Below are 15,642 nucleotides of genomic sequence, written 5' to 3'. Positions count from 1 at the left end.
ACAGTCTCCGCTGCGCAGATTGTGACGCCGCCGATCATAACAGAATCTTGCAACGTCTAACGAGCAAATTGCAGGCGACGCATTCACTATGGCCTTTCGGGGCAGGTCCTGTTGCAACGGAGAGGCTATCATGTCCGCCATCGGCCCGATGCCGAACGGCAGCGCCGTTCGATCGCAATTCGGCGCAGGTCTCGACGATCGGTCGCGCGATTGGGAACTCGTGCTGCGTGAATCCCACCACCGCATGAAGAACACGCTGACGCTGCTGGGTGCGTCAGTCCGCCGCGACTTCACGCGGACCGGCACCAGGGACGTCTCGCTGGCGGTGGACCGGTTCGAGCGCCGCATCGTTGCCTTTGGCAGGCTCTATCAGCTCCTGTCCGACAACGACGATCCGTCGGCGGTCGCCGTCGCGCCCTTCTTTGAAAATCTGTGCGGGGCGCTCTCCGAGGCGGTGCTGGAGCCGGCGGGCATCCGCTGCGAAGCCGCAATCGAATGCGGCGTGCTGCCGGCCTCACAATGTCATCGGCTCGCGTTGATGCTGACGGAGCTGGTCACGAATGCGGCGAAGCACGCCTTCGCCAACAAGAGCGGCGCCCTGATCCGCATCGAGGTCGCGCGCCGCGACGACGCCTGGGTCTGCACGGTGGCCGACAACGGCATTGGCGCGACCGGTCCGCTCCAGGGCACCGGCAGCCGCATTCTCGAAGGGCTCGCCCGCAGCATTCATGCGCGGCTGCATGGCGAAGCGGGGCAGGGCGGCACGCGGGTGACCATCGTAATGCCGTCCGCCGTTTGAAGGATCGCCTTAACTCACACCATGGGAGCTCGACATGGCTACACTCGAAATCGACCGCGACGCCGCGGCCAAGCCTTCGAAATCACATCAGGTCGATACGAAGCTCGAAGTCGTCGTGATCCCGGTGTCCGACGTCGATCGCGCCAAAGCGTTCTACGCGCGCCTCGGCTGGCGACTGGACGCCGATTTCGCCTCTGGCGACGAGTGGCGGGTGATCCAGTTCACGCCGCAGGGTTCGGCCTGCTCGGTGATCTTCGGCAGGAATGTCACCGCAGCTGCGCCAGGTTCGGCGCGCGGTCTGTATCTGATCGTCTCTGATCTGGAAGCTGCGCGAAGAGATCTGCTCGAGCGCGGCATTGCTGTCAGCGAATCCTTCCACGGTGCCGGCGATGTTCATGCAGGTCCCGATGAGCCATACCTGTTCGGCAGCCTTCGGGTCAGCGGCGCTGACCCGAAGCGCGGCAGCTACAGCTCATTCGCCTCGTTCAGCGATCCCGACGGCAATGGCTGGCTGTTTCAGGAGATCACGACGCGACCGCCGGGACGCATCGCGGCAGACGACACGACATTTGCATCGCAAACTGATCTCGCCGCGGCGCTGCGTCGCGCTTCAGTGGCGCATGGCGAGCACGAGAAGCGCACCGGCGGTCATGACGAGAACTGGGCGGACTGGTACGCCGACTACATCGTGCGCGAGCAGACCGGTCAGGAGCTGCCAACCTGAAGCGACTGCATTTCTCGGACCACGGCGCGGGGCCACTTCGCCGCCTGGGAGCAGCCCACGCTGTTCTCGCGGAAGTGTGCACTAGAGCGTTTTCGAGCGAAGTGGATACCGGTTCGCGTCAAGAAAACGCGTCAACCATGAATCCTGAGCCCATTCCGAAACCATCGGAACGGGCTCAGGCGGAACCGCTGCGGCGCTCGACCGGTTGGGAGGACGGCAGGCGGTCACGCCGATGTCGCCTTCCACCGGTACGGAGCGCCGGTGCTTGAACACAAACAAGGAGAACTGAAATGATCCGCAAGGCAACAGCAGTCTGGAAGGGCACTGGTCGCGATGGCACAGGTCAGCTGTCGAGTGAATCCGGCGTGCTGGCCGGGACGCCTTATTCGTTCAAGACTCGCTTCGAGAACGAGAAGGGCACCAATCCCGAGGAATTGATCGCCGCGGCCCATGCCGGCTGTTTCACCATGGCGCTCGCCTTCGGACTTCAACTCGCCGGCTTCACGCCGGACGAGCTCTCGACGGAAGCTGCCGTCACGCTCGAGCCCGAAGGCAAGGGTTTCAAGATCAGCAAGTCGGCGCTGACCTTGCGCGCAAAAGTGCCGAACCTGGACGAAGCAAATTTCGCCAAGATCGCGGGCGAAGCCGAGAAGAATTGCCCGGTGTCGAAGGTGCTCAACGCCGCGATCACGCTCGACGCCAAATTGGGCTAGAGCCGAGTTTTCAATTTGGGTCCATCCGGTTCTAGGAACCGGATGGACAGGCGTGCCATGCGTGACTTTCGGCCGGGCGGCCGAGAGCATATGATGCGGTAGATGCAGAGCGATCAATTGGGAGCGGACAGATGACGACTGAGCGCGCAGTTTTGGCCGGAGGCTGTTTCTGGGGCATGCAGGATCTCATTCGCAAGCAGCCGGGCGTGATCTCCACCCGCGTCGGCTACACCGGTGGCCACGTGAAGAACGCGACCTATCGCAATCACGAAGGCCACGCCGAAGCCATCGAGATCATCTTCAATCCCGCGAAGACGAACTTTCGGACCATGCTGGAGTTCTTCTTCCAGATCCACGACCCGACCACGCTCAACCGTCAGGGCAATGATCTCGGCACGAGCTACCGTTCCGCGATCTTCTACACCAGCGACGAGCAGAAACGGATTGCCGAGGACACTATCGCCGACGTCGAGGCGTCCGGCCTGTGGCCCGGCAAGGTGGTCACCGAGGTCACGCCCGCAGGCGAGTTCTGGGAAGCCGAGCCTGAGCATCAGGATTATCTCGAGCGCTATCCCGACGGCTACACCTGCCACTTCATCCGGCCCGACTGGAAGCTGCCGCGCCGCGCGGCGGCGATGGGAGGTTAGCGCGCATCAGCGCGCGGTCAGTACCGCAGTTGCGCCATCAATTCGCGCGCGGTGCGCATGTCGGCGATCTCCGCACCCTCCGCGAACGATCCGGAGACGTTCTCCAGAATGGCTAGAGCGTCGGCGCTCTGGCCGGCCTCGCCCATCAGCCGCGCGAGGCTGGTCGCGCAGCGCAGCTCCCAGAAGCGAGCGCCCTGCTGGGCCGCGATGCCCATGGCCTCGCGAAAGAGCGCTTCGGCGTCGCCCGAATGCTTCGCGCTCCTGCGCATCAATTCTCCCTTGATGCGGGTCAGCTCCGGCAGATACCAGAGCTCCTGCCGGTCATGGCAGCGGGTCAGGACGTCCTCGATCACGTCGAGGCCGCGGTCGATCTGGTCGGCCTCGCCAAAGCAGGCCGCAAGCTCGCCAAGCAGGGGAAGGAAGCGCGGCAGGAAGCGCGCATCGCCGGCCCGGTTGAGCTCCTCGCGCAGCAGCGGCAGGCCGCTCGCAACGTCGCCGCGCCTGGCGATGACCGCCGCATTGAACGCACGTGCCCACAAGCCCCATAGCCGGATCGCGTGCCGCTCGGTGTGCTCGAGCAGCTCGGTGCCGTGGCGTTCCGCAGCGTCGAAATCGCCGGCCCAGAAGGCGATGGGGCAGGCGGCCTGTCCCAGCACGCTGCAGAAGGTCAGGGCGTGGCCGTTGGCGCGGCCCTCGTCGATGTTTCTGGCGGCGAGCGCCTGGGCCTGGTCGGCGAGACCCTGCAGCCACAGGATGCGGGCGCGGAAATATTGCGTCGAGATTCTGAGATCGAGCGGGAAGATCTTCGGCTTCTCCGCCAGCACATGCAGCGATGCATGCACCCGGTCGATGCGCAGCCGTGCGTCGTTCTGGTCGCCGAGATAGTGCAGCGCGACGGCCGTCAGCCGGTCGCCCAGCATCACGTCGGTCCTGTCGGGAGAGTTCGCCGCCGCGTTCGCAAAACGATCGGCGAACGCACGGGCCTTGCCGAACTGTCCGTTGTTGAACTGGTCGATGCACAGGCCCCACAGCGCGCGCAGCCGGAAATCCTTGTCGTCGAGCCTGTCGGCGAGTTCGAGCGTGGTCTCCAGGATCGGGCGCGCCTCACGCGCACGGCCCTCGCCATACATCAGCGACCAGCCGAGTGCCGACAGGAGCTGCATGCGGATACGGTCGTCGCCGGTGTCGCCGAGCACCGCCAGTGCCGTCCTGCATCGTTCGCGGCATTCGGCGAACAGGGAAAGCCGCACCCAGAGCGTGACCGCGGCCGCCGTCAGCGCGATTCCCAGCTCGGCATCGCCGTCGGGCGCAAACGCCCAGTCGAGCGCTGCGCGCACATTGTCCAGCTCGGCGCCATAGATGCCGAGCCATTCGGGCAGCGGCGTCGACGTGTCGGCCTCCGCGTGCGCGAAGAAATCGCGAAAATGCTCGGCGTGGCGGCGTGCGAACTGCCTTGTTTCGTCGAGCTCGCTGAGCTTTCCAAGCGCGTAGGCCCGCGTCGTGTCGAGCAGGCGATAGCGCAGCGTCCGCGCGCCGGACGGCGAGATCAGCGACTTGGTGACCAGGCTGTCGATGGCCTCCAGCGTTTCCGATGCGCTGAGGCCGTCACCGGATGCAACCGCGGCGGCCGCTTCCGGGGCGAAAGGCCCGGCGAACACCGAGAGCCGACGCAGGGTCGCGCTTTCGGCCGCAGGCAGCAGATCGTAGCTCCAGTCGAGCGCGGCGGCGAGGGTCTGGTGCCGCGGCACGGCCGTGCGCCGGCCGCGCCATTGCAGCGAGAATCGGCTGTCGAGCAGCGATGCGGTGCCGGCGATGCCGTAGGCATTGACCCGCCCCGCCGCGAGCTCGATCGCGAGCGCAATGCCGTCGAGGCGCCGGCAGATGCTCGCGACCAGCGGCGCTTCGTCCGCGCTGAGCTGGAACGGACCGGAGCTCTGCGCGATGCGCTCGACGAAGAGCTGGGCGGCGGGATAGGCGAGGACCTCGGCGACATCGAGCCCCTCGCGCTCGGGCGGACAATCCAGCGGGAACAGCCGGAAGATGCGCTCGCCTTCGCTGCGGAACGATTCGCGGGTGGTTGCGAGAACCCGAAGCTGCGGCGCCTCGCGCACGATGTGCTCGACGAGCGGGACCAGATTGTCCAGCACATGTTCGCAGCTGTCGAGGATCAGCAGCGCCGGGTCGACCTTGAGGAACGTCAGCAGGGCCGGTGTCGGATTCTCTGCGCTGATGGTCAGGCCGAGCGCGGAGGCGATGGTGGTTGCGACGTGGCTGGCATCCCGGAGCGGGCCGAAGTCGACGAAGAAGACGCGCCCGCGAAAATCCTGGGAGCGGCGATGCCCGACGGCGATGGCGACGGCCGTCTTGCCGATGCCGCCCGGGCCGACCAGGGTCATGAAGCGATGGAGCGAGAGGCCGCTCGATATCTTTTCGACGACCTCCTCCCGTCCGACCATTTTCGAGAGCGGCGCGGGAAGGGCGCGGGGCGGCAGGATGTCGATGGTGGGCTGCGCGGCGGGCGAGGCCGGCGGGGCGAGCGAGGCGACGAAGCAATAGCCGCGGCCGGGCACGTTGACGACGTAGCGCGCCGACTTGCCGGTATCGCCGAGCGCTTTGCGCAGCGCTGCGACATGGAAGCGCAGGCTGCCCTCGTCGACATTGACGTCGGCCCAGATGCGCTTGACCAGCTCCCTCTTGTCGACGACTTCACCGGGCCGCTCGGACAGAAAGATGAGGATGTCGAGCGCGCGGCCGCCGACATGGAGCGGCACGCCCTCCTTCTCCAAGAGCCGGGACTTTGGAAACAGTCGAAATGGCCCAAATGAAATGGACGAGTCTTCGCTACGATCTGGCACGCGCCATTACCCCCGCGACGGGAGTCAAAAGGTATTTCTTTGTGGTCTATCAGAACGAACCGTACAGTAAACTGGCCGAAAGGCGTGGGCGGGGCCGGCAGCCCTGCGTGGACCGCGTGGGTCAGCCGGATTCCGAAATATTGTTTTAAAAGCAGCGACTTAGAGCGCATGACATGGCGGTGACGCCGCCGACTAGTCCGGACGGAGCATTGACGTCGGTCGCCGATTGCTGCGATGGAATCGTCCGGGAGCCGGTCCCGCCTCCATAGTGACAACCGACTTCCGGATTCCAATATGCTCTCCTTCTCGCGGCGACAGGTCGTCCATGCATTGTCGGGCGCAGCTGCGCTTGCGGCGATTCCGCGCAGCGGACACACCGCCGACTATCCATCCCGTCCCATTCGCCTGGTGATCCCGTACGGGGCTGGCGGATCGGGCGATCAGATCGGGCGTCCCTGGGCAGAGAAGATGTCGTCGCTGCTCGGACCCGTCTTCATCGAAAACATCACCGGTGCGGGCGGCGCGATCGGGACAGCGGCGGTCGCGCGCGAGAAGCCCGACGGCTACTCGCTGCTGCTCGGAAACGACAGCACGCAGGCGGCCATTCCGCTGCTGTCGCAAAATCCGTCCTATGCGATGGACGATTTCCGCGCCATCTGCCGCCTCATCACCAGCGCGCTTGTTTTCGTTGTCCATCCGTCGGTGCCCGTCGCAAATCTGCGTGAGCTGATTGCCTACGCGAAAGCCAATCCGGGAAAGCTGTCCTACGGGACACCCGGTATCGGCAGCGGAAATCATCTCGTCGGCGAAGCCTTCAAGCAGCAGGCGGGCGGGCTGGACATCGTCCATGTCCCGTATCGGGGCATCGCGCAGGCCAGCAACGACCTCCTCGCCGGCCAGATCCCCCTCATCATTGCCGTGATGTCGGTGCAATTGCAGCAGTGGAGCGAGGCCCGCAAGATCCGGATGATCGCGGTCGCCACCGAAAAGCGGCTGAGCGTGGCCCCCGATATCCCGACCGCCATCGAATCCGGCATGCCGGGCCTCCGCTATGACGGCTGGTTCGGCGTGTTCGCGCCCCGGCAGACCGACGATGCGATCATCGACCGGATCGCGCAGGCGACGCGCATTGCCATGGCCGACAAGGCGATGCAGGCCAATTACCGTGCCGAGGGCATGGAGCCGGACGGCGACTCGAAGCCGGCTGAATTCCAGCGCCTCGTCGAGGCGACGTCGGCGAGCCTGGCGCGCATGATCAAATCGATCGGGCTGGAGAGGTTTTGAGACGACTCAACCCGCGGGGCGCGTGACGATGCGGGCCGACAATGTGACCAGACACATCAGCGCGGCCAGAAGCCAGAACGCCGTCGGCAATCCGCCAAGGCGGGCGACGAAGCCGACGCCGGCAGGACCTATGAGGATGCCGGCATAGCCGGCGGTCGTGATCGCGGCGACGGCGAGCCCCGTTGGCATCACCGTCTGCCATGCTGCGCGGCGGAACAGCACCGGCACGAGGTTCGATGCGCCGAGGCCGATGAGCAGGAAGCCGGCCATAGCAACCGCTGCAACTGGAGCCGTGAGCAGCACCACGAAGCCCCCGATCGCAATGAGGCTGCCCCAGAACAAAGTCGCACGATCTCCGATGCGTGCGACGACGGCGTCGCCGCCGAGCCGCCCCATCGTCATCGCGATCGAGAACACGATGTAGCCGGTCCCGCCTTGCGCCTCCGGGACGAGGCCTGCACCAATCACCAGCAGCGCGCCCCAGTCGAGCATCGCGCCTTCCACCAGGAAGGTGATGGCGCCGAGCAGCGCGAGCAGCAGCACGGAGCCGTGCGGCAGCACCAGGAGCGGCCCGTCCTGCACCTGCACGGAGCGAAGCAGCCGGGGCGACGTCGCCATCATCGCGATCAGCATCAGGACCGAGCAGATCAGCGTGCAGGCGAGGGCGCCGAGCTGCAGCGAGAGCAGCGCGGTCATCAGCGCCGATCCGGCAAAACCGCCGATGCTGAACAGCGCGTGGAAGCCGGACATCAGCGGAATTTTCGCGGCGCGCTCCACCTCCACCGCATGGATGTTCATGGCGACGTCGATCGAGCCGAGCGCGGCGCCGAAGGCGAACAGCACCAGTGCCAGCGATGCGGGCGTACTCGCGATGGCCAGCAGCGGCAGCACCAGCGCGAGACCGAGCCCGCCGGCCATGATGATCGGCCTGCTGCCGTAGCGCGCGCTCATGATGCCGGTCAGAAGCATCGCGGCGACCGAGCCGATGCCGAGGCTGAGCAGGAGCAGCCCGAGCACGCCGTCATCGACGCCGAGCCGCGTCTTCGCGAACGGCACCAGCGGCGCCCAGCATGCGATGCCGAAGCCCGCGACGAGGAAGGCAAGCCGCGTCGCAAGGCGTGTCGCCGGCCGGTCGGCAGAAGACATTGGAACTCCGGGGGAAGCACGATGAAGGAGGCGAGGCCGACAAGCCCGACGATTGCCGCGACTTTATGGCCGGGACGCCTCCGGCGCCTTGCCGGTCTTGGCGAGCTGCAAGCGGACGCACAGGCCTTTCGGCGCGTTGTCGAGCAGCTCGAGGGTTCCATCATGCGCGGTCACGATCGCCTGCGCGATCGAGAGGCCGAGGCCGAATCCGGTCGTCTCGTCCATGGTGCGGGCGTCCTCGCCGCGGACGAAAGGCTCCAGCATCGCCGCCTTCCTGTCATCGGGAATGCCGGGTCCATTGTCGGAAACGTCGATGACGAGATGATCCCCCGATATCGACAGCGCGACGTCGATCCTGGTTCCGAAGCGCGTTGCGTTCTGGACGAGGTTGGTGACCGCGCGGATGATCTCGTCGGGTCGCAGCACGAAGGCGGCGCGATCGGGGCCGGAATAGGTCACTTCATGGCCGCTGTCGGAAAATTGCTCGCACACCATCTGCAGCAGCGCGGCGACGTCCACCAGCGTCGGCTTCACCGGGCTTTCACTGCGCAGCAGCGAGAGCACCGATTCCAGCATCGACTGCATCTGGTCGAGGTCGCGCACGGTCTGGGTGCGCTGCGCCGGATCCTCGATATATTCCGAACGCAGCCGCAGCCGCGTGATCGGCGTGCGCAGGTCGTGGCTGATGGCCGCGAGCATGCGCGTCCTGTCGTTCATCAGCGCGGTGATGCGCTCGCGCATCCGGTTCAGCGCCCTTGCCGCGGACCTGATCTCCTCCGGCCCGTTTTCCGGCAGCGGCGGCGAGGACCGGTTCAGGCTGAAATTCTCCGCGGCGCGCGCGAAGGCCGAGAGCGGCGAGGAGAGCGCCCGGCCGGCCCAGACGCCGAGCAGCGTGACGCTCGCCACCAGGAACAGCAGTGTCGAGGTCCAGAGGCCGCTGACGAAGCCCGGCAGTTTCGGCGATCCCATCGTCGCTTCGAGCACGTCGTCGCTGGCGAGATAGAACCAGACGCGGTCCTCTTGGCCGTTGCCGCGTACGAGCTCGGCCCGGCCGCCAAGCGCGGACGGGATCGGCAGCGGTGTCCGCGTCGGCTGCGGTGTCATGGAGGTGGAAACGCCTTGCCGCAATTGCAGCTTCAGCGCCGGAAAGGTCCGGCTGATGGCGTCGAGGACGACCGCGCGCTCCGCCTGCGGCGTCTTGGTGATGATCCGCGCGATCAGCTCGAACTGCTCGACCGGCGAGTCCGCGAGCAGCTTTGGCTGGTTGAGCAGGAAATATCCGGCGATCAGTACGTGGATCAGGAGCAGCGAGACCAGGATCAGGGCGGCGATCTGACCGCTGATCCGCCTGAAGCTGAACAGCGCCAGGATGTCGGCGGCGCGGCTCATGCTTCCTCCACCCTTGGTGTGAAGATGTAGCCGCCGGTGCGGATGGTCTTGATTACGGATGTGCCCTCGGTGCGGTCGAGCTTGCGGCGCAGCCGGCTGACCAGCACGTCGATGCTGCGGCCGAAACTTCCGCCGGGGCGGCCGCGCGTCATGTTCAGGAGGCTGTCGCGGCCGAGAACACGGCCGGCGCGCTCGCAGAAGGCCTGCAGCAGGTCGAACTCGGCGCTGGTCAGCGGCACCTGCGCGCCCTCGGGGTCGCGCAATTCCCGCAGGCGCAGATCGATGGTCCAGCCCTGGAACTTCAGCCGCGTCGCGGTGGAGGCGGCCGTGTGACCGCTCGCGTGCCGGCGCAACACCGCGTTGATCCTGGCGAGCAGCTCGCGCGGGTTGAACGGCTTTGGCAGATAGTCGTCGGCGCCCATTTCGAGGCCGAGGATGCGGTCGAGGTCCTCGCCCTTCGCGGTGAGGATGATGATCGGCGTCGTGGACTCCATCCGCAACCGGCGGCAGAGACTGAGGCCGTCCTCGCCCGGCAGCATCAGGTCGAGCACGATCAGATCGGCGCGGCTCTGCGAGAGGTGGCGGTCCATCTCCTTGCCGTTGGCGACGGCGCTGACCGCGAACGAGTGCTCGCGCAGATAACGCGAGATGAGGTCGCGGGTCGGCGGATCGTCCTCGACGATCAGGATGTTGGGCGTGCCGTTGGTCATGGTTGAGATCGCATCGGGGGCGCCGATCGTTGGTCGATTTGCGGACGATTGTCTCGTCCGAAGAACTACGGTCATGGTGCAATCCTACGGTCAGTCACGGCTCAGCGCCACCACGGGGTCGAGGAAGGCGGCGCGGCGGGCGGGGAAGAAGCCGAAAGCGATTCCGATCCCGGTCGAGGTCAGGAACGCCGCGCCGATCGAGAACGGCGAATAGCTGACCTGGAAGCCGGGCACCGCGACGTTGATGGCGACGCCGAGCAGAACCGCGATCAGGATGCCGGCGATGCCGCCGATCGACGAAATCAGGGTCGCCTCCACCAGGAATTGCTGGAGGATGTCGCTGCGCCTCGCGCCGACCGCCATGCGCACGCCGATCTCGCTGATCCGCTCGGAGACGGACACCAGCATGATGTTCATGACGCCGATGCCGCCGACGACCAGCGAGATCACCGCGATCGCCGCCACCAGAAACGCCAGCGTCTGCGTCGTGCTGGTGATGGTGCGGCGGATGTCGTCGGTATTGAGGATGACGAAATCCTTGGTGTTGTGGCGCTGCGTCAAGAGCGTGGTCACCGCGTCCTGCGCCAGATTGGTCGAGACCTCGTCGCTGATGCGCAAGAGGATGCTGCGCAGCGCGCGGTCGCCGGTGAATTGCGCCTGCACGGTGGTGTAGGGCAGGTAGACCGACAGGTTCTGGTTCGAGCCGAAGCCGCCCTGCTGCTGCGCGATCACGCCGACGATGCGGCACGGCACCTTGCCGAGCCAGATCACGCGGCCGATCCCGGACGTCTGGTCGTCGGCGAAGAAGGTTTTTCTTGTGTTGTCGTCGATGACGGCCTGCCGCTCGATGTTGCGGACGGCGTCTGCGTCGAACAGGCGGCCTTTCGCCAGCTTGGCGCCCTTCACCAGGAAATAGCTCTCGCCGACGCCGTTCACCAGCACGTTGGATTCGTTGCCGCGATATCGCACCGTGGTGCTGGTCGACACCGTCGGGGTAACACCGGCGATGAATTCCTGCCGGTCGAGTGCGCGGGCATCGTCAAGCACGAGCGTCTTGATCTTGCCGGCGCGCGCATCGCCAAAATCCTTGCCCGGAAACACCTCGATGGTGTTGGTGCCGAGGCTTGAGATGTCGGACAGCACCTTGCGCTGCGACGCATTGCCGAGCGCGACCACCGACGATACCGCCGCTATGCCGATGATGATGCCGAGCATGGTCAGGAACGCGCGCAGACGGTGCGCGGCCATCGCCACCAGCGCCATCCGCGAGGCCTCGCGCAGGCGTCCCAACGCGCCGGTCCAGCCGGCACCGCTGTTCGATGCGGTGCGGGCGACTGCAGCAGACGGCTCCGGTGTGACGGCGCCCTCCGTGCGGCGATCGGAAACGATTCTGCCGTCGCGCAGCTCGATGATGCGCTCGGCCCGCGCGGCGACGTCGGCATCGTGGGTGACGATGATGATCGTCCGTCCCTCGCGATGCAGTTCTTTCAGGATCTTCAGCACCTCCTCGCCGCTGCGCCGGTCGAGCGCACCGGTCGGCTCGTCCGCCAAAATGACTTCTGCGCCGTTGATCAGCGCCCGCGCGATCGAGACGCGCTGCTGCTGGCCGCCGGAGAGCTGGTTCGGGCGGTGGCCGCCTCTCGTGCCGACGCCGAGCCGCTCGAGCAGCGCGCTCGCACGCATCCGCCGTTCGCGCGCATTGAGGCCGGCATAGACGGCGGGGATCTCGACATTCGCGGCGGCGGTGAGATCGCCGAGCAGATTGTAACGCTGGAAGATGAAGCCGAAATGCTCGCGCCGCAGCGCCGCCAGAGCGTCGGCGTCGAGCTCGGAGACGTTCTTGCCGGCGACGCGATAGGCGCCGGACGTCGGGCGGTCGAGACAGCCGAGGATGTTGAGCAGCGTCGATTTGCCCGATCCGGACTGACCGATGATCGCGACCATCTCGCCGGGCTGGATGCTCAGCGAGAGATCATCGAGCGCCACCACGGTGGTGTCGCCGGCCGCGAACTCGCGGCGGATGTCCTGGAGATCGATGATCGGATCGGTCATGTCAGGGACCTCCCCCTCCGGGCGGGCCGCCGGGCATGCCGCGCGATGCGGTCTGCTCGCTGGCCTCTCCGGTCACGACCCGTTCGCCCTCGTCGAGACCGGACCTGATCTCGACGGTGGTGCGGTCGTTGAGGCCGGTCTTGACCTCGCGCTCGCGAACGTCGCCCGACGTGCCGAGGGTGCGCACCGTGCTGCGGCCGTCGGATTTGCGCATCACGGCGAGCGCCGGGATGACCTTTACCTGCTTGGCCTCGCCGGTGATGATGTGCACCTCGGCGGTCATGTAGGTCCGGAGCGCATAGTTCTTGTTCGGGACGTTGAAGACGCCGATGTAGTAGATCGCCGTGCTGGTCGAGCTCGACGAGCTCGATGTTGAGCTCGACGTCGCGGTCGAGGAGAAGCTGGCGTCGTTCTTGATCGACTCGGGTGCCGGCTCGATCTGCTCCAGACGCGCCTCGTAACGGTGATCCTGGTCGCCGAGGATGGTGAAGTAGAGCGATTGCCCCGGCCGGACCTTGACGATGTCGGCCTCGGAGATTTCCGCCCGCACCGTCATCGTCTCGAGCTGGCCGAGCACGACGATGGTCGGCGCGGACTGCACCGCGTTGACCGTCTGCCCCTCCTGCACCACGGTCGCGAGCACCGTGCCGTCGATCGGCGCGGTGATGCGGGTGTATTCGAGGTTCACCCGCGCCGTCTCGACGCTGGCTTCGGCGCCGACGATCAGCGCCTCCAGCGCAGCGATCTGGGCGCGGGTCTGGCGCACCGTCGCTTCCGCGCTGTCGAAATCGCTGCGCGAGGTCGCGCGCTGCGCCAGTGTCGCCTGCTGGCGCGCGAGGTTGGCTTCGGCCAGCACCAGCGCGGCCTCCTTTTCGGCCTTCTGGGCGCGGTAGTTCTTCAGCGACGCTTCCGAGCTGCGCAGGTCGTTCTGCTTGGTGACGGGATCGATCTGGGCGATGACGTCCCCGGCCTTGACCGTGTCGCCGACGCGGACGTTGAGCGCTGTGATCCGGCCGGACACCTGCGCGCCGACGGCGGTCAGCCGTGCCGGCTTCAGCGTGCCGCTGGCGAGCACCTCCTCGCGGAGATCGCTGACCGCGACCTGCGCGGTGATGTAGGATTGCGCCTTGTTCGACGTCCCCGGGGCCCGCGTCGCCAGCACCATGCCGGTCGCGACCACGGCAAACACCGCGGCCGCGATCTTGACGCGCTTGACGGTGATGATCCCAGTCACTTCTGCGCCTCCCGGACGTGAGGTCCCGTGTTGCTGTCCACGATGATCGGCGTCGACACGTCGACCGGATCGGACCAGCCGCCGCCGAGCGCCTTGGCCAGCGCGATGTAATCCTTGGCCGCAGCCACCTTGCTCTGGATCAGCGAATCCTCTGCCGAATAGAGCGAGCGCTCGGCGTCGAGCACGTCGATGAAGCTGGCGCTGCCGGTCTCGAACAGCGATCGCGACAGCTTTGCGGCCTCGCGGTAGTTCGTCGCCGCTTCGGTCAGCTTGGTCGCGCGCACGCGTTCCAGTGACAGCGACACCAGCGCGTTCTCGACATCTTCGAGTGCGGTGAGCAAGGTCGCATGGAACGTCGCGAACGCCTGGTCGCGCTGTGCTTCCGCGATCCTCACCGTGGCCAGTCGCTTGCCCGCATCGAACACCGGCACGGTGACGGAAGGCCCGACCGACCAGCTCACGCTGGAATATCTGGCGAGATCGCCGACGCGCATCGCCGAGGTGCCGACCGAGCCGGTCAGCGACACCGCCGGATAGCGGTCGGCCTCGGCCGCGCCGATCTTGGCGGTCGCCTGCGCCAGCTTGCGCTCGGCGCTGGTGACATCAGGACGGCTCATCAGGAGATCGGCGGGCAGGCCAATCGGCAGCGGCATGCGCGGTGCCGGCACGGGTGCGGGCCGCGCCATCAGTGAACCGACACTATCCGGCGGCCGTCCGAGCAGGATGCCGAGCCGATGAAGGTCGGCGGCGAGCGCGGCCTGATAGGTCGGAACGTTGGCTTCGGTGCTCGCGGCCTGCGCGGTGGCCTTGGCGAGATCGACGGCGTTGCCGCTGCCGGCCTCGTATTTGCTGCGGGTGAGCTTTTCGGTGTCGCGCTGGGAGACCGCGGTGCGCTGCGCCAGCGCGATCCGGGCCTGATAGCCGCGGGCCTCGACGTAATAGGCGGCGACATCGCCGATCAGCGTGACGAGGCTGTCGCGCAGATCCTCCTCGGCCGACTGCGCCCCGCGCACCGCCGCCTCGATGCTCCGCTGTGTGCCGCCGAACAGGTCGAGCTCCCAGCTCGAATCGAAGCTCGGCTGGTGCAGCGTATAGGGCGCGCTGTCGACGACGGCTGATGCGGAGCCCGAGCTTGTCTTGTTGTCGGTCACCGAGGCCGAGCCGCTGACCGACGGAAACAGGCCGGCGCCGGTCTGCTGCACCGTCGCGCGTGCCTCGCGCACCACCGCTTTCGCCTTGGCGACGTCGGGATTGGCCTCGACGGCCTGTTCGATCAGGCGGTTGAGCAAGGGATCGCGCAGGCGCAGCCACCAGCGATCGAGCGTGCCTGCGCCGTGCCGCGAAGCGGTCTCGGTGCTCCAGTGCGAAGGCAAGTCCAGCCGGGGCGGTCCTGCGTAGTCCGGCCCCACGGCACAGCCCGCCAATGAGCCGGTCAGCGCCAGCGCGAGGCAGGCCGATCCGGCACGGGAAAGGACTGCGCGCAGCGGAAGGGGCGTCGGATGACGGTTCTCCTTTGCGGAAGGCACGGGGATTGGGACGGACAAGTGTGACGGCATCAAATCGGCTGAGATTCATTGGCCTCGCCCCGGAAGGAGGAGGGCGTTCACGGCCCTCGGAGGGCAGGATGAGGCAGGAACCACTAGCCTAGGGATCGTGGCCTTTCGGCAGCCCGAATGTTGCTGAATGTAAACAGATGTTGCGCGGCATCTCGGTGCCGGCGGGAAGGGGGATGGTCGGGAACAGCATCGCCCCTGTTTCGCAGGTCAGTCAAGCCCTCGCGATAAAAACATTCCACTTTACCGAAATTCGGATTTATCGTATATATCGGCCATCCCGGTTCATCCTTGAGGGGCGATCATGTTGTCGTCACGATACGCGAGCCGGGCTTGCGGTGGACGCGGCAGCGTCGGCACGAACAGGTCGCGGGCAGGGCGGGTAGTCCCTGTGAGCTCGTAACCGCGTGCGGATGAGCGGCGCTGTGTAGTTCGTCGCGCCAACATTTCGATGGCAACGTGCACAACGTCATCGAACCCTGTGGCGCCAACGAACGCGCGTACGGCAAAACCGTGTGGTCCTGGCCGTCGTTGCT

12 protein-coding genes are annotated in these 15,642 nt (G+C 66.4%); 5 read left to right on the top strand and 7 right to left on the bottom strand.

Annotation, left to right across the window (positions count from 1 at the left end):
• The first annotated feature begins 130 nt into the window (after positions 1–130).
• From ACVJ19_RS39010 to msrA, 4 genes are all read left to right on the top strand, one after another.
• Positions 131–799, top strand: a complete 669-nt coding sequence (locus ACVJ19_RS39010; protein ID WP_453954330.1) for a sensor histidine kinase — start codon at positions 131–133, stop codon at positions 797–799.
• A gap of 34 nt (positions 800–833) precedes the next feature.
• Positions 834–1,523 carry a VOC family protein gene (locus ACVJ19_RS39005; RefSeq protein WP_453954328.1) on the top strand — a complete coding sequence of 230 codons (690 nt, stop codon included), beginning with the start codon at positions 834–836 and terminating at the stop codon, positions 1,521–1,523.
• A 290-nt stretch (positions 1,524–1,813) separates the two neighbouring features.
• Positions 1,814–2,236 carry an OsmC family protein gene (locus ACVJ19_RS39000; RefSeq protein ID WP_453954327.1) on the top strand — a complete coding sequence of 141 codons (423 nt, stop codon included), beginning with the start codon at positions 1,814–1,816 and terminating at the stop codon, positions 2,234–2,236.
• 131 nt (positions 2,237–2,367) lie between these two features.
• Positions 2,368–2,883, top strand: coding sequence for a peptide-methionine (S)-S-oxide reductase MsrA (msrA, locus tag ACVJ19_RS38995; RefSeq protein ID WP_453954326.1), 516 nt, complete (start codon positions 2,368–2,370; stop codon positions 2,881–2,883).
• Positions 2,884–2,900: 17 nt separating this feature from the next.
• Here msrA and ACVJ19_RS38990 read toward each other — a convergent pair whose 3' ends face one another.
• Positions 2,901–5,738 (bottom strand): ATP-binding protein, encoded by a 2,838-nt coding sequence (locus ACVJ19_RS38990; RefSeq protein WP_453954325.1) that lies wholly within the window; start codon positions 5,736–5,738, stop codon positions 2,901–2,903.
• A 294-nt stretch (positions 5,739–6,032) separates the two neighbouring features.
• Between ACVJ19_RS38990 and ACVJ19_RS38985 the strand changes: the two genes are divergently transcribed.
• Positions 6,033–7,022 carry a Bug family tripartite tricarboxylate transporter substrate binding protein gene (locus tag ACVJ19_RS38985; protein WP_453954324.1) on the top strand — a complete coding sequence of 330 codons (990 nt, stop codon included), beginning with the start codon at positions 6,033–6,035 and terminating at the stop codon, positions 7,020–7,022.
• A 6-nt stretch (positions 7,023–7,028) separates the two neighbouring features.
• On the opposite strand, the gene ACVJ19_RS38980 is transcribed toward ACVJ19_RS38985, so the two are convergent.
• The 6 genes from ACVJ19_RS38980 to ACVJ19_RS38955 all read right to left on the bottom strand — a co-directional run bounded on the left by ACVJ19_RS38980 (position 7,029) and on the right by ACVJ19_RS38955 (position 15,109).
• Positions 7,029–8,168 (bottom strand): MFS transporter, encoded by a 1,140-nt coding sequence (locus tag ACVJ19_RS38980; RefSeq protein ID WP_453954323.1) that lies wholly within the window; start codon positions 8,166–8,168, stop codon positions 7,029–7,031.
• Positions 8,169–8,231: 63 nt separating this feature from the next.
• Positions 8,232–9,557, bottom strand: a complete 1,326-nt coding sequence (locus ACVJ19_RS38975) for an ATP-binding protein (RefSeq protein ID WP_453954322.1) — start codon at positions 9,555–9,557, stop codon at positions 8,232–8,234.
• Positions 9,554–10,267: a response regulator gene (locus ACVJ19_RS38970; protein WP_453955297.1), complete on the bottom strand. Its 714-nt coding sequence runs from the start codon at positions 10,265–10,267 to the stop codon at positions 9,554–9,556. The genes ACVJ19_RS38975 and ACVJ19_RS38970 overlap by 4 nt, the downstream gene beginning before the upstream one ends.
• A gap of 90 nt (positions 10,268–10,357) precedes the next feature.
• On the bottom strand, positions 10,358–12,319 hold the full coding sequence (locus ACVJ19_RS38965) for a MacB family efflux pump subunit (protein WP_453954321.1): 1,962 nt from the start codon (positions 12,317–12,319) through the stop codon (positions 10,358–10,360).
• 1 nt (position 12,320) lies between these two features.
• Positions 12,321–13,553 (bottom strand): efflux RND transporter periplasmic adaptor subunit, encoded by a 1,233-nt coding sequence (locus tag ACVJ19_RS38960; RefSeq protein WP_453954320.1) that lies wholly within the window; start codon positions 13,551–13,553, stop codon positions 12,321–12,323.
• Positions 13,550–15,109, bottom strand: a complete 1,560-nt coding sequence (locus ACVJ19_RS38955) for an efflux transporter outer membrane subunit (protein ID WP_453954319.1) — start codon at positions 15,107–15,109, stop codon at positions 13,550–13,552. The genes ACVJ19_RS38960 and ACVJ19_RS38955 overlap by 4 nt, the downstream gene beginning before the upstream one ends.
• Positions 15,110–15,642: the final 533 nt, after the last annotated feature.

Source organism: Bradyrhizobium sp. USDA 376, assembly GCF_054063675.1.
Note: the sequence above shows the minus strand (reverse complement) of the source record. Positions and strands in the feature narration are given on the sequence as shown.

Bases quoted from the DNA above. Each gene is read 5' to 3' on its own strand.
- ACVJ19_RS38985 (WP_453954324.1), top strand. From the start codon at position 6,033: ATGCTCTCCTTCTCGCGGCGACAGGTCGTCCATGCATTGTCGGGCGCA.
- ACVJ19_RS39000 (WP_453954327.1), top strand. From the start codon at position 1,814: ATGATCCGCAAGGCAACAGCAGTCTGGAAGGGCACTGGTCGCGATGGC.
- ACVJ19_RS39010 (WP_453954330.1), top strand. From the start codon at position 131: ATGTCCGCCATCGGCCCGATGCCGAACGGCAGCGCCGTTCGATCGCAA.
- ACVJ19_RS38980 (WP_453954323.1), bottom strand. From the start codon at position 8,168: ATGTCTTCTGCCGACCGGCCGGCGACACGCCTTGCGACGCGGCTTGCC.
- ACVJ19_RS38955 (WP_453954319.1), bottom strand. From the start codon at position 15,109: ATGCCGTCACACTTGTCCGTCCCAATCCCCGTGCCTTCCGCAAAGGAG.
- ACVJ19_RS39005 (WP_453954328.1), top strand. From the start codon at position 834: ATGGCTACACTCGAAATCGACCGCGACGCCGCGGCCAAGCCTTCGAAA.
- ACVJ19_RS38965 (WP_453954321.1), bottom strand. From the start codon at position 12,319: ATGACCGATCCGATCATCGATCTCCAGGACATCCGCCGCGAGTTCGCG.
- msrA (WP_453954326.1), top strand. From the start codon at position 2,368: ATGACGACTGAGCGCGCAGTTTTGGCCGGAGGCTGTTTCTGGGGCATG.
- ACVJ19_RS38975 (WP_453954322.1), bottom strand. From the start codon at position 9,557: ATGAGCCGCGCCGCCGACATCCTGGCGCTGTTCAGCTTCAGGCGGATC.
- ACVJ19_RS38970 (WP_453955297.1), bottom strand. From the start codon at position 10,267: ATGACCAACGGCACGCCCAACATCCTGATCGTCGAGGACGATCCGCCG.